The organism is Streptomyces sp. NPDC049040 (assembly GCF_043197715.1).
Lineage (GTDB): Bacteria > Actinomycetota > Actinomycetes > Streptomycetales > Streptomycetaceae > Actinacidiphila.
Genome location: NZ_JBICTO010000001.1, coordinates 760201 through 777687, shown reverse-complemented (window position 1 = coordinate 777687; position 17487 = coordinate 760201). Strand labels below are relative to the sequence as shown.

General features: G+C 72.4%; 18 protein-coding genes. 7 read left to right on the top strand and 11 right to left on the bottom strand.

What is annotated here, in order from left to right; translation table 11 throughout:
- The first annotated feature begins 4 nt into the window (after positions 1–4).
- Positions 5–619: a LysE family translocator gene (locus ACGFMP_RS03575; protein WP_393669997.1), complete on the top strand. Its 615-nt coding sequence runs from the start codon at positions 5–7 to the stop codon at positions 617–619.
- 72 nt (positions 620–691) lie between these two features.
- On the opposite strand, the gene ACGFMP_RS03570 is transcribed toward ACGFMP_RS03575, so the two are convergent.
- Positions 692–913 (bottom strand): DUF2277 domain-containing protein, encoded by a 222-nt coding sequence (locus ACGFMP_RS03570; RefSeq protein ID WP_393669996.1) that lies wholly within the window; start codon positions 911–913, stop codon positions 692–694.
- A 216-nt stretch (positions 914–1129) separates the two neighbouring features.
- Here ACGFMP_RS03570 and ACGFMP_RS03565 point away from each other — a divergent pair, with 216 nt between their 5' ends.
- From ACGFMP_RS03565 to ACGFMP_RS03550, 4 genes are all read left to right on the top strand, one after another.
- Positions 1130–1969, top strand: a complete 840-nt coding sequence (locus tag ACGFMP_RS03565) for a chitosanase (protein ID WP_393670323.1) — start codon at positions 1130–1132, stop codon at positions 1967–1969.
- 118 nt (positions 1970–2087) lie between these two features.
- Positions 2088–2510 carry an RbsD/FucU domain-containing protein gene (locus tag ACGFMP_RS03560; RefSeq protein WP_393669995.1) on the top strand — a complete coding sequence of 141 codons (423 nt, stop codon included), beginning with the start codon at positions 2088–2090 and terminating at the stop codon, positions 2508–2510.
- Positions 2511–2699: 189 nt separating this feature from the next.
- Positions 2700–4697, top strand: coding sequence for a TerD family protein (locus ACGFMP_RS03555; protein WP_393670321.1), 1998 nt, complete (start codon positions 2700–2702; stop codon positions 4695–4697).
- A 34-nt stretch (positions 4698–4731) separates the two neighbouring features.
- Positions 4732–5625 carry an aminoglycoside phosphotransferase family protein gene (locus ACGFMP_RS03550; RefSeq protein WP_393669994.1) on the top strand — a complete coding sequence of 298 codons (894 nt, stop codon included), beginning with the start codon at positions 4732–4734 and terminating at the stop codon, positions 5623–5625.
- Positions 5626–5632: 7 nt separating this feature from the next.
- Here ACGFMP_RS03550 and ACGFMP_RS03545 read toward each other — a convergent pair whose 3' ends face one another.
- The 6 genes from ACGFMP_RS03545 to ACGFMP_RS03520 all read right to left on the bottom strand — a co-directional run bounded on the left by ACGFMP_RS03545 (position 5633) and on the right by ACGFMP_RS03520 (position 12267).
- Entirely contained in the window at positions 5633–7117 is a 1485-nt protein-coding gene (locus tag ACGFMP_RS03545; protein WP_393669993.1) for a sensor histidine kinase, read from the bottom strand.
- A 67-nt stretch (positions 7118–7184) separates the two neighbouring features.
- A complete protein-coding gene (locus tag ACGFMP_RS03540; RefSeq protein ID WP_393669991.1) occupies positions 7185–7922 on the bottom strand; it encodes a response regulator transcription factor in 738 nt (245 codons plus the stop codon).
- A 91-nt stretch (positions 7923–8013) separates the two neighbouring features.
- Entirely contained in the window at positions 8014–8778 is a 765-nt protein-coding gene (locus tag ACGFMP_RS03535; RefSeq protein WP_393669990.1) for a hypothetical protein, read from the bottom strand.
- 35 nt (positions 8779–8813) lie between these two features.
- Positions 8814–10031, bottom strand: a complete 1218-nt coding sequence (locus ACGFMP_RS03530) for an ABC transporter permease (protein ID WP_393669988.1) — start codon at positions 10029–10031, stop codon at positions 8814–8816.
- Positions 10028–10921, bottom strand: a complete 894-nt coding sequence (locus tag ACGFMP_RS03525; RefSeq protein WP_393669987.1) for an ABC transporter ATP-binding protein — start codon at positions 10919–10921, stop codon at positions 10028–10030. Before ACGFMP_RS03525 ends, ACGFMP_RS03530 begins: the two co-directional genes overlap by 4 nt.
- Entirely contained in the window at positions 10918–12267 is a 1350-nt protein-coding gene (locus tag ACGFMP_RS03520) for an efflux RND transporter periplasmic adaptor subunit (protein WP_393669986.1), read from the bottom strand. The genes ACGFMP_RS03525 and ACGFMP_RS03520 overlap by 4 nt, the downstream gene beginning before the upstream one ends.
- A gap of 290 nt (positions 12268–12557) precedes the next feature.
- Here ACGFMP_RS03520 and ACGFMP_RS03515 point away from each other — a divergent pair, with 290 nt between their 5' ends.
- Positions 12558–13181, top strand: a complete 624-nt coding sequence (locus ACGFMP_RS03515; RefSeq protein WP_393669985.1) for a hypothetical protein — start codon at positions 12558–12560, stop codon at positions 13179–13181.
- Between the two features lie 140 nt (positions 13182–13321).
- Here the strand turns inward: ACGFMP_RS03515 and ACGFMP_RS03510 are convergent, their stop codons facing one another.
- The 3 genes from ACGFMP_RS03510 to ACGFMP_RS03500 form a co-directional block, all read right to left on the bottom strand.
- On the bottom strand, positions 13322–14830 hold the full coding sequence (locus tag ACGFMP_RS03510) for an LCP family protein (RefSeq protein ID WP_393669983.1): 1509 nt from the start codon (positions 14828–14830) through the stop codon (positions 13322–13324).
- A 207-nt stretch (positions 14831–15037) separates the two neighbouring features.
- Positions 15038–15463 carry an anti-sigma factor antagonist gene (locus ACGFMP_RS03505; RefSeq protein ID WP_393669982.1) on the bottom strand — a complete coding sequence of 142 codons (426 nt, stop codon included), beginning with the start codon at positions 15461–15463 and terminating at the stop codon, positions 15038–15040.
- Between the two features lie 133 nt (positions 15464–15596).
- Positions 15597–16463 carry a helix-turn-helix domain-containing protein gene (locus ACGFMP_RS03500; RefSeq protein ID WP_393669980.1) on the bottom strand — a complete coding sequence of 289 codons (867 nt, stop codon included), beginning with the start codon at positions 16461–16463 and terminating at the stop codon, positions 15597–15599.
- Between the two features lie 181 nt (positions 16464–16644).
- On the opposite strand from ACGFMP_RS03500, the gene ACGFMP_RS03495 reads away from it, so the two are divergent.
- On the top strand, positions 16645–17130 hold the full coding sequence (locus ACGFMP_RS03495) for an ATP-binding protein (protein ID WP_393669978.1): 486 nt from the start codon (positions 16645–16647) through the stop codon (positions 17128–17130).
- Positions 17131–17148: 18 nt separating this feature from the next.
- Here the strand turns inward: ACGFMP_RS03495 and ACGFMP_RS03490 are convergent, their stop codons facing one another.
- Positions 17149–17391: a DUF397 domain-containing protein gene (locus tag ACGFMP_RS03490; protein ID WP_393669977.1), complete on the bottom strand. Its 243-nt coding sequence runs from the start codon at positions 17389–17391 to the stop codon at positions 17149–17151.
- Positions 17392–17487: the final 96 nt, after the last annotated feature.

Here is a 17487-nt window from a genome sequence, read left to right as displayed (position 1 = left end):
GCCCATGCTGAGCACCCTCCTCCCCTTCCTCGGCGCCTGCACGCTCATCGCCGCGTCGCCGGGTCCGAGCACGATGCTGATAGTGCGGCAGTCGCTGCGCAGCAGGCGGGCCGGCTTCCTGACCGTGCTGGGGAACGAGACCGGCGTCTTCGTCTGGGGCACGGTCGCCGCACTCGGGCTCACCGCGCTGCTGGCGGCCTCGCAGCTGGCCTACGACGTCATGCGGGTGGCCGGCGCGGTGACGCTGATCGGCTTCGGTGTCAGGACGCTGCTCGACGCCCGGCGGGGGGAGCCCCAGGTGAGCGGGCAGGAGGCGGCCGGGAAGGGCTGGCCGTCCTACCGCTCGGGCCTGCTGATGAACCTGGCGAACCCCAAGGCGGCGGTCTTCGCCATGTCCTTCCTGCCGCAGTTCGTGCCCTCGGGGGCGCCGCAGCTGCCGGCGATGGTCGGCTTGGCGGCGCTGTGGGCGGTCTTCGAGGTCGGCTACTACGGGCTCTACGTGTGGTTCGTCGGCCGCCTCCAGCACGTCATCTCGCGGGCGGCCGTACGCAGGCGGCTGGAGCAGGTCTCCGGGGGCGTGCTCGTGCTGCTCGGCGTCCGGATGGCCGTCGAGAGCTGATCACCGGCGCGGGACGTCAGCCCGCCGCGGGGGCGCCGCGGGCGTCAGCCCGCCATGCGCGCATCGCGGAGGTCAGCCCGCCGCACGCGCACCGCGGACCGTGAGGTCGGCCAGCAGCGACGCGGTGGCGGCCGCGACCGCGTCCACCGCCTCGTCGAACGCCTCGCGATTGTGCGCCGCGGGGGCGCGGAAACCGGAGATCTTGCGGACATACTGCAGCGCCGCGGCCCGGATGTCCTCGTCGTGGACCTCGGGGGTCATCGGGGGGCGCAGGGTCTTGATGCTTCGGCACATGCCTCCAGTGTGCCGCGCGGGTGTGACAACCCGACCGCTCCAGCCTCTTGGCTCACAGCCGACCCGGTGCTTCAATGCCTTCCATTGGTTAGGAACCTTTCCTAACTGCACAGCCACGCACCGCAGTTGGCCGTCTGGCGACGGCCGGAAACGGAGAAGCACGTGCACGAGTCCCCCCACGGCACCCCCCGCTCGCACCGCCGCCCCAGCCGCCGGATCGCGCTGATCGCCGCGGCCGGCGTCCTGGCCGGCGGCGGCGCCTCGCTCGCGCTGGCAGGCACCGGCAACGCGGCCGCCGCCCGGCACCCGGTCACCGCCGCCGCCCCCGCGGCCACCGGCACCGGCCTCGCCGACCCGCACAAGAAGGAGATCGCGATGGAGCTGGTCTCCTCCGCCGAGAACTCCTCCCTCGACTGGAAGGCGCAGTACAAGTACATCGAGGACATCGGCGACGGCCGCGGCTACACCGCTGGCATCATCGGCTTCTGCTCCGGGACCGGCGACATGCTGGAGCTGGTCCAGCACTACACCGACCTCGAGCCCGGCAACGCCCTGGCCAAGTACCTGCCGGCCCTGGAGCAGGTGAACGGCAGCGACTCGCACTCGGGCCTCGGCTCGGCCTTCGTCAGCGCCTGGAAGACCGCGGCGAAGGACACCGTCTTCCAGCAGGCGCAGAACGACGAGCGCGACGACGTGTACTTCAACCCGTCGGTGAACCAGGCCAAGTCCGACGGCCTCGGCACCCTCGGGCAGTTCATCTACTACGACGCCATCGTGATGCACGGCCCCGGCGACGACTCGGTCAGTTTCGGCGGCATCCGCAAGACCGCGATGAAGAAGGCCAAGATCCCGGCCCAGGGCGGCAACGAGACGACCTACCTCAACGCCTTCCTCGACGCCCGCAAGGCCGCGATGAAGACCGAGGACGCCCACGACGACACCAGCAGGGTCGACACCGAGCAGCGCCCCTTCCTCCAGGCGGGCAACCTCAACCTCGACCCGCCGCTGCACTGGAAGACGTACGGCGACTCGTACCAGATCCTCACCCTCCCGTAGGCCCGCGAAGCGGCGGTCCGGGCGCACCCGCCATCCGCGCCCGGGCCGCTGCTAGGCTCCGACTGACAGCGCAGAGGTCGGATGTCTGCGCACCCGGACCCGTGAGGAGCCGCCGCACATGCTGCGCTACCAGCTGACCCACCCGACGATTCTTGCGGCCCTCGCCTCCGCGGGGCACGGCTCCCGAATACTGATCAGCGACGGCCACTACCCGCACACCACCGGCGCCAACCCGGCCGCCGAGCGCGTCTACCTCAACCTCGCCCCCGACCGGCTGCTGGTCACCGAGGTGCTTGCCGCCCTGGCCGACGCGGTGCCCATCGAGTCCGCGACGGTGATGTCCCCGCCGCCCGACCAGCCGGAACCCCCCGTCTTCGCCGACTTCCGCACCGCCCTCCCCCACCTCCCGGCCCTCGACGCCCTCGACCGCTTCGCCTTCTACGACACCGCCCGCGGCCCCGACACCGCCCTGGTCGTCGCCACCGGCGACCGCCGCACCTACGCCAACCTGCTGCTGACCCTGGGCGTCCGCCAGCCCTGAGACCCGCCCCCGCCCCACGCGAAGCCGCAAGCAGCCCGGGGCCCGGCGGCCCGGCCGGCAGGCCGCGCACCGTCCGGGCCGCACACACGGTGGCACATCGGGCGTATGGGCGCGAAGAGGGCCAAGGGAGGGCTAGGGTTCTGACCCGTGGTGTGACGGAGCGTCAGAGCTGGGGGCCATATGCGCGAAATGGGCAAGGGGAGCAATGTCGGTCTTGCGGAGCTGAGCGGTGAGGCCGGGGCGGTGGTCGCGCGGCTGGGGTGGAGCAGCGCGAGCGGCGACGGGGACGCCGATGTGTCGGTGCTCCTGCTCGGCGCGGACGGAAAGGTACGCGGGGAGCAGGACTTCTACTTCTACAACCACCCGGCCGCCGACGACGGAAGCGTGCAGCTGCTGGGCAAGACGCCCACGGCTGACGGCAGCGAAGACCGTATCGGGCTCGATCTGACGGCGACACCGGCCGACGTCGAGCGGATCGTGCTGGCGGCGAGCCGTTACGGCGGAGCCGGGTTCGGGGATCTGGAGGACCTGCGGCTCACCCTGGCCGACCATGACGGGGAGGAGCTGCTGGGCTACTCAGCCGACGGCCTCGACGGCATGCGGGCGGTGATCTTCGGGGAGCTCTACCGGCGCGACGGCGGGTGGAAGTTCCGGGCGGTCGGACAGGGCTACGACACCGGGCTCGCCGGCCTGGCCACGGATTTCGGCATCGACGTGGACGACGCGGAGGAGACCGAGGGGCCCGAAGAGGCTGCGGAAACCCAGGAACCGGCCGCGCAGGCGGCTCCTGCGGCGGCTGCGGCGCACACTCCCGCGCCGGCGGCGCCTCCGGCCGCCCCGAAGCGGACCCGCACCGCCCGCAAGAAGGTCACCCTGCCCGCGGTTGCCCGCAAGTCGCTGGCCGAGAACGACTCCTGGCACCAGGCCAGGCTCTTCCCCTGCGGCTCGCTCAAGAGCGACCGCGAGCGCGAGATGCGCGCGACGTCCGTACTGCTCGCGGTGATGGCGCAGGTGCCGGAGTACGGCCGCCGGCTGACCGCCGGGTTCGGCGCCCCGGCCGGGCGGATGGAGACCTTCACCGAGGTCTCGCTGCCGTACGGGGACACCCCGCGGCGGCCGGACGGTCTGATCCGCGTCGAGCGCGCGGGCAAGTTGTGGACGGCACTGATCGAGACCAAGACCAACGGCAACGCGCTGCGGCCCGCGCAGGTGCAGGACTACATGGACATCGCCGCCCGGCGCGGTTACGAGGCGGTGGTGACCGTCTCCAACGACGTGGCGCTGGAGGGCAGCCCGCCGGTCGATGTACGGGTCGACGGCCGCCGCAAGCACAAAGTGGCGCTGTGGCACCTGTCCTGGGCGGAGGCCGCGCACCAGGCGCAGATGCTGATCAGGCACGAGGGTGTGGGGAATGCCGCGCACGCGTGGCTGCTCCAGGAGCTGCTCGGCTATCTCCAGCACGACAACTCCGGCTGCCACGGCTTCCAGAACATGGGCCCCGCGTGGGTGCCGGTGCGCAAGGGCATCGACGAGGAGACGCTCTGCGAGGGCGACCCGCGCGCCGTCGAGGTGGTGGCCAGCTGGGAGCGGCTCATCCGCCAGGTGTGCCTGCGGCTCGGCGGTGAGCTGGGCCAGAAGGTCCTGCCGGTGCAGCGGGCGAGGCGCGGCGCCGATCCGCGGTCGCGCCGGGTGGCGCAGGCCGACCGGCTGTGCCGCGAGGGCCTGTTGCAGGCGGAGCTGCGCATCCAGGACGTGCCCGGCGTGCTCGCGCTGACCGCGGACCTGCGCACGGGGAGGCTGCGCACGTCCATCGAGGTGCAGGCACCGGAGCAGGGTCAGCCGCTGACCTGGGTGAAGCGGCTGGTACGCCAGCTCGCAGACGCCCCGGCCGACATCCATGTGGAGACGTTGACGGACGGCCAGGGCAGCGGCCCGCGCGGCACTCTGGAGCGGCTGCGGCCGGAGCCCGCCGATCTGCTGCCGCGCGACGGTGCCCGGATCACCGGCTTCCGGCTCTCGCTGTTCAAGGGGATGGGCAGCACGCGCGGCAGCGCGGAGACCGGGTTCATCCGCAGCGTGGACGAGGCGGTGGACCGCTTCCACGCCGCGGTCGTCGTCGCGCTGGAACGCCGGATCCCCCCGCCCCGCAAGGCGGCCCCGACCGCACTGCTGGGTGCCGGGGCCTGATCGGGGCGGCCGGGCCGAGGAGGAGACTGGTGCGGTGAACGCACCACGTACATCCCCAGACCTGGTACGGCGACTGGTCGCCGCCCAGTTTCCGCGCTGGCGCGGGCTGCCGGTCGAGGCGGTCGGCGGCGCGGGGACCGCCAACGCGGTCTACCGGCTCGGCAGCGACCTCGCGGTGCGGCTGCCGCTGGGGGAGGGCGCGGCTCGGGATGTGGCGAAGGAGCGGCGCTGGCTGCCGCGGCTCGCGGAGGTGTCGCCGCTGGCGGTGCCGGAGGTGCGGGCGCAGGGTGAGCCGGGGGAGGGGTTTCCGTGGACGTGGGCGGTGCACAGCTGGCTGGACGGGGTGCCGCCGGTGCCAGGGGAGTTGCGGGAGCCGGCGGGCGTCGCCCGGGAGCTGGCCGCCTTCGTCACCGCGCTGCGCGGCCTCGACCCGGCGGGCGCGCCTCCGGCGCACCGCGCCGAGCCGCTGGCCGCGAGGGACGCGGAGACCCGGGAGGCGGCCGCGGAGCTGCGGGACGTGCTGGAGCCGTCAGTGGCCGACGCGGTGTGGTCGGCGGCCCTGGACGCCGCGCGGCAGGACGTCGAACCGGTGTGGCTGCACTCCGACCTCCAGCCGGGCAACCTGCTGCTCGGCGGCGACCGGCTGACCGGCGTCATCGACTTCGGCTGCCTGGGCGCGGGCGACCCGGCCGTCGACCTGATACCGGCCTGGTACGTGCTGCCCGCCGCGGCCCGCCCGGTCTTCCGTGCCGCGGTCGGCGCCGACGACGCGGCCTGGGCGCGGGGGCGCGGCTGGGCGCTGTCCATCGCCCTCGCCGAGCTGCGCGGCTACCGCACCGCGAACCCGCGGATGGCGGCGATCGCCACCCACGTACTCGGCGAGATCGGCGCGGACAGCGCTGCGGACGGCACCATCGCTCCCCGCTGAGGGCCCCTCACGCCGAGGGGAGGCTGATGCGGAAGGTGGCGCCGCGGCCGGGGGAGGTGTCGAGTTCGACGTGCCCGCCGTGCGCGGTGATCAGGGCCGCGGCGATGGACAGGCCGAGCCCGGCGCCGCCGGTGGCGCGGGTGCGGGAGGCGTCCGTGCGGTAGAAGCGCTCGAAGACCCGGGCGGCCTGCGCGGGGGTGAGGCCGGGCCCGCTGTCGGCGACTTCGAGGACGCCGTGGCCGTCGCGGGTGCCCACGCCGATACGCACCGGGGTGCCGGGCGGGGTGTGGGCGACGGCATTGCCGACCAGGTTCGCGACGACCTGGCGCAGCCGGGCCTCGTCACCCAGCACGGGAGCGGGCGCGGGCGGTCCCGAGCCGGGTCCTGTGAGGGTGACCTCGCGGGTCGGGTCGAGGGCGGTGGTGTCGTGCAGGGCGTCCACCGCGAGGGTGCGCAGGTCCATCGGGGCGGGCTGGACCGGGCGCAGCTCCTCGGTGCGGACCAGGGTGAGCAGGTCCTCGACCAGTCCGCCGAGGCGTACGGCCTCGCTCTCGATACGCGCCATGGTGCGCTTGACGTCGGCCTCGTCGGGCAGGGCGCCCATCCGGTGGAGCTCGGCGAAGCCGCGGATGCCGGCCAGCGGGGTGCGCAGCTCGTGGCTGGCGTCGGCGACGAAGCGCCGCATCTGCTCCTCGGATTCGGCGCGGGCGGCGAAGGCCGACTCGATCTGGGCGAGCATGCCGTTGAGCGCGAGGGAGAGCCGGCCGGCCTCGGTGCGCGGCGAGGCGGCGGGCATCCGGTGCGACAGCGGGCGGCCGGCGGCGATCTCCACCGCGGTGGCCTCGATCTGCCGCAGCGGGCGCAGTCCTGCGCGTACCGCGAACCAGCCCGCGACGCCGAGCAGTGCCACGACCACCCCGCCGATCAGCAGGAAGGCGTTGCTCAGCCGGTCGGTGGTGGAGGACACCTCGTCGAGGGAAGCGGCCACGGCCACACCCGCGGGCAGCGACCGGTGGGCGGAGGCCGCGCTCACCGGCACGATCAGCACCCGCCAGCGGCCGCCGCCGTGGTCGCTGGCCACGTCGAAGGGGGTGTTCAGGTGGGCGGCGAGCGCGGCAGCGTCCATCGTGGGCCACAGCGGGCGCGGGTCACCGGCGGCGACCGGCAGCCGGAACTGGTCGGAGACCTGCCCGTCGGCGGCGGCGAAGGCCACCACGAACTGGCTGGGCAGCCACGGCCGCATGGTGTCCGGCCTTACGTTGCGGGGCGCCGGGATCCCCTCGGTGCCGAGCCGCTGCGCGAGCGGGCCGCCGTAGCGCTGGAGCTGCTGGTCGACGCGCTGCACCAGCTGGCTGCGTACGGAGCCCAGCACGACGGTGTCGCTGACCGCGAGGCCCAGCAGCACCAGCACCAGTGACAGCAGCACCAGCCGCGCCCGCAGCGAGAGCGCCGCCGGGCGCAGCGACCGCAGCGACCGTACGGACCGGCGCACGGCTTGCGGGGCCCCGGGTTTCAGGGCCCGCGGCCGCGGGAGGCGGCGGAGGCGCGGGGAGGCCATGTCAGTGCTGGGCCTGCACCGGGCGGCGCAGCACGTAGCCGACCCCGCGCACCGTGTGGATGAGCTTCACGGCCCCGTCCGCGCCCGAGTCGACCTTGCGCCGCACGTAGGAGATGTAGGACTCGACGATGCTCAGGTCGCCGCCGAAGTCGTAGGCCCACACGTGGTCGAGGATCTGGAGCTTGGAGACCACCCGGTCGGCGTTGGCCATCAGGTAGGCGAGCAGCTTGAACTCGGTGGGCGACAGCGAGACCGGCCGCCCGGCGCGCAGCACCTGGTGGCCGACGGTGTCCAGTTCCAGGTCGCCTGCGACGAGCCGCCCGTCGTCGCTGCCGCCGCCGGTGCGGCGCAGGATCGCCCGGATGCGGGCGATCAGCTCCTCGAGGCTGAAGGGCTTGGTGACGTAGTCGTCCCCGCCCGCCGTCAGGCCGCTGATCTTGTCCTCGACGCCGTCCTTGGCGGTGAGGAAGAGCACCGGGAGGCGGTCGTCGGCGCCGGCGCGGCCGTGCGGAGCGGCTTCCTCGCGCAGCCGCCTGACCACGGCGAAACCGTTCATGTCGGGCAGCATCACGTCGAGCACGACCAGGTCGGGGCGCTCGCGGGCGACCGCGGCCAGCGCGTCGGCGCCGGTCGCGGCGGAGACGACCTTGAAGCCGACGAAGCGCAGCGACGCGGACAGCAGTTCCCTGATGTTCGGTTCGTCGTCGACCACGAGCAGGCTGGCCTCGGGCGTGTCCATCCGGCGGCCTCCTGGCCCGGTAGTGCGGTCGTACGGTGCCGCGACGCGCTGTCGCCCGGCACCGTACGCCTCGGAGCTGTGAGCGGAGGGGTCAGTTCCCCCCGGCGGCGCCGGAACCGGCCCCGCCTGCGCCACCGGCCGCGCCGAAACCCGCGCCGAAACCCGCGCCGAAGCCGCCGCCGAAGCCGGTCGGCAGGGTGGCGCCCTCGGTCACGGTGGTGGCCGCGATGTCGCCGGACGCGGCCTTGCTGCCGCGTACGGTCACCGTCTGGCCCGGCTTGAGATCGGAGACCTTGCCGTCCTTGGTCTCGGTGACCTTGGTGGAGCCGCCGGTGGTGACCTTGACGATGTCGCCCTGGGCGTCGGTGACGTAGATCGTGCTGCCGTCGACGAGCTTGACGGTGCCCGAGGTCAGCCCGGCCGCGGCGCCGGCGCCCGACCCGGTCCCCGCCGCCGCGCCGCCGCCGAAGCGGCCCGTCCCGGTGCCGCCTGCGGCGCCGCGGCCGGAGGCCGCCCCGGCGAAGGGGTTGCCGGACGTCGCCGCGCCGTTCAGGTGGTGCTTCTCGACCAGCGCGCCGCCGGCGAAGGCGGCCGCCGCGACGACGCCCGCGGACAGCAGCAGCGTCAGCCACGGCAGTCTGCGGCGCGGCGGCGCCGCCAGCTCGGCGGAGATGTCGCGGGCGTCCGGCGGCTCCGCGAGCACGTCCTCCGGACGCGGTCCCGGCAGCCCGCCGCGGCCCTCGATCACCTCGGATCCGCGGCGGATCTCGATCCCGCCGCCCTCTTCTGGGACGAGCGGCAGCAGGTCCGTGCCGGTGTCGTCCGCCCTGACCAGCTCGGAACGGCGTCGCGCCATCTCGGCTTCTCCTCTTGTCTGAAAGCTGTGCGAAGTCACTCGTGCCGCAGGGCCTCGATGGGCCGCAGGCTCGCCGCCCGGTTCGCCGGGTAGCTGCCGAAGAACAGTCCGATGGCCACGGCGATGGCGAAGGCGCCCCACACGGACGCCGGTATGACCACCGGTTTGATGCCGACGATCCTGAAGTGCGAGCCGATCAGTCCCGCGACGACCCCGAGGCCGCCGCCGATCAGCGACAGCAGCGTCGACTCGGCCAGGAACTGCCCGAGGATGACGCCCTTGGGCGCGCCGATCGCCTTGCGGATGCCGATCTCCCGGGTCCGCTCGGTGACCGTCACCAGCATGATGTTGGTGATGCCGATGCCGCCGACCAGCAGCGAGATCGCGGCGACCGCGCCGAGCAGCACCGTGAAGGTCTTGTTGGTGTCCGACTGGGTGCTCAGCAGCGACTGCTGGCTGCTGACCTGGAAGTCGAGCGAGGTGGCGTCCTTGAGGCCGTGCGTGCCCATCAGCACGGTGGTGATCTCGTTCTGCGCCGGTGTGGTGGCGCCCGCCGAGGTGGCCTCGACCAGGATCTGGCTGACCGGGCCGAAGCCGGTGAAGGCGTTCTGCACGGTCGGCAGCGGCGCGATCACCGTGTCGTCCGGGTCCTGGAAGCCGGTGCCGCCCTTGGTGGCCAGCACGCCGACCACGGTGAAGGGGGTGCCGCCGATGACGACCTTCTTGCCGACGGGGGCGGCCGTCCCGAAGAGGTCGGCGGCGGTGGTCGAGCCGATCACCGCGACCTTGCGGGAGTTGAGCACGTCGTCGGCGGAGAAGTAGTCGCCCTTGTCCACCTTGCTGTTGGAGGCCTCGAAGTACGCCGGGTAGGTGCCGACGACCTGGCTGACGGTGTGCGAGGTGCCCTGGTAGATCGCGGTCTGCGAGGTGGTGACCTCGGGTGCGACCGACTTGACGTGGGGTGCGGACGCGGGGTCGGCCAGGGCGCGGGCGTCGTCCACGGTCAGCGGCTTGGTGCTGCTCGAACTCGACGCGCGGCCACCGCCGAAGCCGGTCCCCGAGGAGATGGTGAGCGAGTTGGTGCCCAGCTTCTCGATGGAGTCCTTGACCGACTGCGAGGAGCCGTTGCCGACCGCGAGCAGGATGATGACGGCGGCCACGCCGATCAGCACGCCCAGCATGGTGAGCGCGGAGCGGACCTTGTTGGCGGCCAGGCCGCCGACCGCGAAGCGCAGTGTCTCGAAGGGGTTCACCGGGACGCACCCCCGGCCCTGGTGAGCGCCTGCGGTGAGTGCGCGGCGAAGACCCCGGGGTCGCGCAGCGCGGGCGGCGGGCCGTCGACCGGCGCCTGCCGCAGGTCGCTGACCACCTGCCCGTCGACCAGCCGGATGACCCGCTTGGCGTGCCTGGCGACCTCGTCCTCGTGGGTGATCAGGACGACGGTGCGCCCCGAAGCGTTGAGCCGGTCCACGATCGAGAGCACTTCCTCCGTGCTGTGGCTGTCCAGGTTGCCGGTCGGCTCGTCGGCGAGCAGCATCGCGGGCGCGGTGACCAGTGCCCTGGCGACCGCGACCCGCTGCTGCTGTCCGCCGGACAGCTCGTTGGGCCGGTGGTCGACGCGGTCGGCGAGGCCGACCAGGTCGAGCGCCGCCAGCGCGCGCCGCCTGCGCTCCGCGGTCTTCACACCCGCGTAGGCCAGCGGCAGTTCGACCTGGGCCAGCGCGGGGGTGCGCGGCACCAGGTTGAACGACTGGAAGACGAAGCCGATCTTGCGGTTGCGTACGAGCGAGAGCTGGTGCTCGTCGAGGCCGCCGACGTCGATGCCGTCGAGCAGGTAGCGGCCGGAGGTCGGGATGTCGAGGCAGCCGAGGATGTTCATCAGGGTGGACTTGCCGGACCCGGAGGAGCCCATCACCGCGATCATGTCGCCCTGTTCGACCAGCAGGTCGACGCCGGGCGACTCGCCGGTCGCCGGGTCCGGCGGCCCGCCGAGGGCGCGTACGGTCGCGTCGCCGTGGCCGTACGTCTTGAGCAGCGACCGGACCTCGATGACCGGCGGCGGCCCCCAGGGCTCCTCGTCGGGCGAGGGTTCCTGTGCCACGCCCCTGCGGTGGGCTCCGGTCCTGCCCAGGCCGAGCCTCATCCGCGGCCACCACCGGCGCCGGCGCCGCGGAAGCCGCCGCCCGAGCCGCCCGCGGCACCGAAGCGCCCGGCGCCACCGCCGAGGCCGCCGGGGAAGGCGCCGCTCGGGAAGCCGTTGTTGCCGGCCGAGGCGACCGTCGGGATCTGCACCTGCTGGCCCTCGGTCAGGCCGCTGGTGACCTGATCGGTGCTGTCGCCCTCGACGCCGACGGTGACGGCGGTACGGGTGGTGGACCCGTCGGGGTTGACGACCAGGACCGTGCGGTTGGCGCCGGTGCCGGTCACCGCCGCGGTGGGCACGCTCAGCGCGTTGCTCGCGGAGCCCGTGGTGACCTGGATGCTCGCGCTCAGGCCGGTGCGCAGGTTGGACGTGTCGCTGGTGATGAGGAGCGTGGCGGCGTACTGCACCGCGCTGCCGGACGAGCCGGACCCGGAGCCGGAGTTGCTGCTCACCGGGAGCGAGCTCACCGACAGCACCTTGGCGTCGAGCACCGTGCCGGATTCGGCGTTGAGCGTGACGCTCGCGGCCTGTCCCGCCTTGACCTTGAGCGAGTCGGCCTCGGAGAAGTTCGCGGTGACCTGCATGCCGGAGGGGTTGGTCAGCACGATGAAGCCGCTGAGCGAACCGGCGGAGGAGGAAGAGGAGTTGGAGGAGGAGGACGAGGAGCTGCCGCCCGAGCCGGAGCTGCCGCCGCTGCCGGCGGTGCCGGACACCGTGTCGCCCTTGGCCGCGGACACCGAGGCGACCGTGCCGGCCACCGGGGCCTTGAGCGTGGTGCCGTCGACCCCGCGCCGGGCGGCGGCCACGGCGTTCTGCGCCTGTGTCAGCTGGGCTTGCGCCTGGGCGAGTTGGGCCGCGTCGACGGTCGGGGTGGGCGACGGGGTGGGCGTGGCCTGCTCGCCGCCCCGGTCGGAGCCGCCGGACGTGCCGGAGCTGCCGGTGGACGCGGGCAGTTCGCCCGCCTCGACCTTGGTGAGGTTCGCCTCGGCCGCGGTCAGCGAGGCCTCGTCCTGCTGGAGCGTCGCCTTCGCGTCGGTGGCGTCGACCTTGGCGAGTACCTGGCCCTTCTTGACCTTGGCACCGGGCTTGACGTCCACCTCGGTGAGCGTGCCGCCCGTGGTGAAGTTCAGCCCCGCGTCGCTCGGCGAGGCGAGCGTGCCGGAGCCGGAGACGGTGGCCAGCACCGTGCCCTTGGTGACGGTCGCCACCCGGGCGGTGCCGCTGCCGGTGGACTTGCCGCCGTCGTCGTGCACGGCCGCGTAGGCGCCGCCGACGCCCGCGAGGACGACCACGCCGAGCACCGAGTTGATCAGGGCGGCCCTGCGCCGCCGTGGGAGCACCTTCATGGCCCGCATCCTGTCGGCCCACTCCTTTGAAGCCCTGGGAGGAAACCGGGAGTTCGCTGGGAGCGCGAAGCGCCCTTCTCCGGACATAGGCCGCCGTACGGGCGCGGGTGTGCCGGGTCCGGGCGCCGGTGGGCGGTCTGTTCCCCGGGAACTCACAGGCGGCCCCCGGGCTGCGCCTACCTGGGTGCGGTTCAGTCATGGGCTGCCGCCCTGCGTCGGCCCCGTCATCCCCGCGCGCACGCGCAGGGCGGCCGCCCGCTTCGACCCACCCTTTCCGAGGAGACCCGGCCATGACCTGGACCCCCACCACCGCACAGCGGGCCGGCGCGTCCGTCGCCGTCCTCGCCTCGGCGGGACTCCTGCTGGCAGCGTGCTCCTCGGGGGCCTCAGGGTCCGCCGCGGCGAAGCCCTCGGGCTCGGCCCCGGTGGCAGCGTCCGCGTCGGCCTCGGGGTCGATGGAGGCGTTCCGCGACTGCCTGTCGCAGCACGGTGTGAAGCTGCCGAGCTTCGCGCCCCGTACCGGAAACCCGTCGGACCGGCCCTCGGGTCGCCCCTCGGGCCGCCCGAGCGGCGGCGGGGGGCGCGGCTTCCCGGGCTTCGGCGGCGGTGCGAACGGCGCTTCCGCCGATCCGGCGACGCAGAAGGCGATGCAGGCGTGCGCTTCGCTGCGGCCGCAGTTCAACGGCCGCGGCGGCCAGGGCGCGGGCGGCGGCGACAGCAGTGCGTACCAGGCGTTCACCAGCTGCCTCAAGGACCACGGGGTGACCCTGGCGACCCCGTCCCCCGGCGCCACGGGACGCTCCCGCGGCGGCATGTTCGGCAGCGGTCTGAACACCTCGGACCCGAAGACGGCTGCGGCCTACAACACCTGCAAGGCGCTCCTGCCGCAGCGCCCCACGCCCTCGGCGAGCTGAGGCCGCGGGCGGCGGCCCCCAGGACAGCGCGGCGGGGGGGGCCCCCCGGGGGGGGGCCCCCCCGCGGCCCCCCCCCGGGGGGGCCCCCCCCCGCCCCGCTGCGCCATGCGGTACGGGCCCCGTGGCCCGTACCGGCGCCGTCATCCGTAGGAGAGCTTGGAGCACGGGTTCGCGTCCGCGCTCCTGGCCTGCTTGCTCAGGTCTGTGGGCAGCGGGGTCGGCGTCGCGGACGCCGTGGTGCCCTTCGCCGCGGCGTCGGCGAAGTCCTGGCCCAGGACGACGTTGACGCCGGTGGTGTCGAGCTGGACCAGCTGCGCGCCGGGGAAGAGCTTCGCGACCGTGTCGGCCTGCGTCTTGGCGCCTGCCGATGTGCCGTACTCGATCCGGGTGACCGCGTGGTCGTGCGTCTTGGCGTTCGTCTCGTTCATGACGTTGAAGCCGTCGGCCTTGAGGATGTCGCCGGCCTTGCCGGCGAGCCCGCCCTTGAGGGTGCCGTTGTAGACGGAGACCATGATCCCGGTGCCGTCGATCCTGGCGCTGGGGGTCGGGGTGGCGGCGGGCTTCTTCCCCGAGGCGTTGACGCCCGACAGGGTGCGGTCGGCGCGCAGCTCTGCGAAGAGGTTGTCCACGTCGGGGTGGACGAGGTCTATCCGGGAGCCCGCGTACTTCCAGGGCGCGGTGATGAACTGGATGTTCTTGAGGTCGATGCCCTTGAGCGAGAGCCCGAAGTTCATCAGCTTCACGGCGCTGCCCAGGCCCGGGTCGACGGTCAGCGACTTGGTCGCGGCGTTGGCCAGGGGCAGCAGCGTCGTGGGGTTCATGCCCTGGCCCTTGACCTTGCTGATCAGCGCGGACAGGAAGGCCTGCTGCCGCAGCATGCGGCCGACGTCGGAGTTGTCGCCGACACCGTGCCTGACCCGGACGTAGTCCAGCGCCTGCTGGCCTTGCAGGTTCTGCATCCCGGCGTGCAGGACGACCTTGCCCTTGTGGCCGAGGTTGGGGTTCATGTCGCCCTGGTAGATGTCGTTCGGGACGCAGACGTCGACGCCGTGCACGGCGGAGGTCATGGACGCGAAGCCCGCGAAGTCGACCACCATGGTGTGGTCCACCCGCATGCCCGAGAGCTTCTCGACGGTGTTCTGGGTGCAGGCCGGGTTGCCCTTCTCCGTGTTGCCCATGGAGTAGGCGGAGTTGAACATCGCGCTCGGCTGGTCCTTGGACCACTTGCCGTCCGGCAGCAGGCAGGGGGGTATGTCGACGAGCGAGTCGCGGGGTATGGATATGCCCACCGCGTGTTTGTGGTCGGGGTAGACGTGCAGCAGGATCGTGGTGTCGGAGCGGCCTATGGGCCCCGACTTGGAGCCGCCGAGCTTGCCGTTCTCGCCGGAGCGGGTGTCGGAGCCGATCAGCAGCACATTGACGGCCTTGTCACCGTTGGCGTCGGCCTGGGCGGCCGCCGGCCGGTCCTTGCTCAGTCCCGCGGAGTCGAAGGTCGCGATGTTCGCGTTCAGTTTGAGGTAGATGGCCCCGGCGCCGCCGACGAGCAGCACCACGAACGAGACCACGATCGCGATGATCCACCGTTTGCGGTTGTGCTTGCGTATCCCGCGGCCCTGTCTACGTTCCGGCTTGCGCCCACGAACGCCCATTCCCTTACACCTTCGGTCCGGTGGCACCCGCATACATCACGACGAAGCCCCAACGTTTATCAGTTGCCCCGGCCGGGCCGTATGACGCCGGTCACATCGGCGCCGGGGAAGGACGTTTGTCCAGCCAGACACTGTACGGCGTCAACATTTGGGTGACGTAAAGGCAGCATGGAGTGACGCATTCCGGCGGTGGGCCGGGAAAGGAACTCAGTCGCGCAGCGCTTCTTCGAGCGTGAGCACCGGGCGGAAGACCCCGTCGAGGCCGGTCATCGCCAGCAGTTTGCGGGTCTGCGGGTGGGCGCACGCCATCGCGGTCCTGCCGCCGCGCTCGATCACCCGGCGGCGGGCGCGCAGCAGCAGCGCGAGGCCGTAGCAGTCGATGAATTCGAGCGGCCCGAGGTCGAAGACCACCGTCAGCGGCGGCGGCCAGAGCGCGGCCGCGTCCAGGTGCGGGTGGATGCCGTGCGCGCTGCCGAGGTCGATCTCGCCGGCCAGCTCGATGACGACGATCTGCCGGATCCGGTACGTGCGGGCGTAGGGCGTGGGCGGCGGAACCACCTCGCCGAGCCGGTGGACGAACTCCGGCCTGTCCTCGCCGTCGCCACCGCCGTCCCCGTTGACCCCCTCGTGCACCCGCGTCCCCCGTCCCCCTGGCGTGACCTGCGTAACCGTATCGGCGTCGCGGTGCCGCCGGGGAGACTGCCGGGGGGAAAACATGCCGATATTCACCCGGAGGGGTGAAGGCCGGGAAAATGCGCGCGTAAGGTCACAACTCCCGCTTGAAGGTGTTCAGCCAGTCGAGGGAGTCGGCGGTGCTGAGCGCGAGCCGGCCCAGCGCGTTCATCGCCTTGTCGTACTCGACGACCTCGTCGTGCTTGTCGATGTAGAGGGCGCCGGTCAGCTGCTCCAGATACACCAGGTCCGGCAGGTCGGACTCGGGGAAGCTCAGCAGTGTGAAGGCGCCGCCGCCCGCCGCGTGACCGCCGGTGGCGAAGGGCAGGACGCGCACGTCCACGTTGGGCGCCTCCGCGGCCTCCAGGACGTGCTGGATCTGGTCCCGCATGACCTGCCGGCTGCCGAACGGGCGGCGCAGCGCGCCCTCGTCCATCACGGCGACGAAGTGCGGTGCCCGCTCCGAGACGAGCAGCTTCTGCCGTTCCAGGCGTAGACCGACTCGTCTTTCCACCCAGGCGTCGGCTCCTTCGGGATGACCGAGCCGGATCACCTGCCTTATGTAGTCCTCCGTCTGCAGCAGGCCGTGCACGAACTGCACCTCGAAGGTGCGGATCAGAGCGGCGGACTCCTCGAGGCCGACGTAGGTCTGGAACCAGGTCGGCATCACCTCGCCGTATCCGTGCCACCAGCCGGCCGCGTTGGCCTCTCTCACGAGTCCGAGCATGGCGAGCCGCTCACCCTCCTCGGTGACGCCGTACAGCGTCAGCAGATCGGCGACATCCCGCTCCTTGAAGCTGACTCTTCCCAGCTCCATGCGGCTGATCTTCGATTCCGACGCCCGGATGGAGTACCCGGCGTCCTCCCTGCTGATCCCCCGCGACTCGCGCAGCCTCCGCAGCTGCGCTCCGAGCAGCATTCGTCGCACGATGGACCCGCCTCCCGGCTGCCCTGCGCTCATAGGTCACGCTCCGCCCTTGGTTCATCAGCAGTCTGCCACTAATGCCTTGCGGGCAGTACCCGTCCCGTCACTCTGGATCGTCACGTGCATCAATTCCTTGCAGATGCACGTGCAGACGCCCTTGCATCCCCGGGTGCCGATCCCCGAGCATGGGGACCGTGCAGATACTCCGGGGGCACGCATGAAGGCAGAGGCCGCACCTGTGCTGGACCCGTTATGGCAAGGCGTGCTCGCGCCCGAGCGACTTGCCGCGGGTCACGGCGCCACGTGCGAACTGCCCGCCGCCCTCGAGTCGGTGCGCGAGGCGCGCCACTTCACCCGCTCGACACTCCAGCGCTGGGATCTGTCCGCCCTGCTCGACTCCATGGAACTGGTCGCGTCGGAACTCGTGACGAACGCGCTGCGCTATGCGGTGCCGGTCGGCACTCCCGGCGTGCCGGTGCGGCTGAGCCTGGTGCGCTGGACCAGCCGGGTGGTCTGCGCCGTGCGTGATCCCAGCACGGTGGCGCCGGTCACCAAGGACCCCGACTTCGTGGCCGAGACCGGCCGCGGGCTGCACCTGGTGGACTCCTTCAGCGAGAACTGGGGATGGCACCCGCTGAGCGGTACGGGGAAGGTCGTCTGGGCGCTGTTCCTGGTCGCGCCCGCGGCCGGCCAGCGCAGGTAGTACGTGGTGCCCGGGGCCTCAGGGCCCCGGCATCAGGTGGTCGAACTCGCCCGCCTTCACACCGATGATCATCGATTCGATCTCGGCTCTGGTGTAAATCAGCGCGGGACCGTCCGGAAAGCGCGAATTGCGTACGGCGACGTCCCCGTCGGGCAGCGCGGCGAACTCCACACATGTGCCATTGGCATTGCTGTGCCTGCTCTTCTGCCAGAACACGCCCGCAAGGTCTTCTGCGGCCATTCCATTGTGCGTCCGGCGCATCTGCCACTCCCCAAAAGTGCCGTGTGGTACAGGAGATGATAACTCGTGGCGCGAGCACGTGCATGTGCACGTGCAAGTGCACGTGCAGTCACGGGG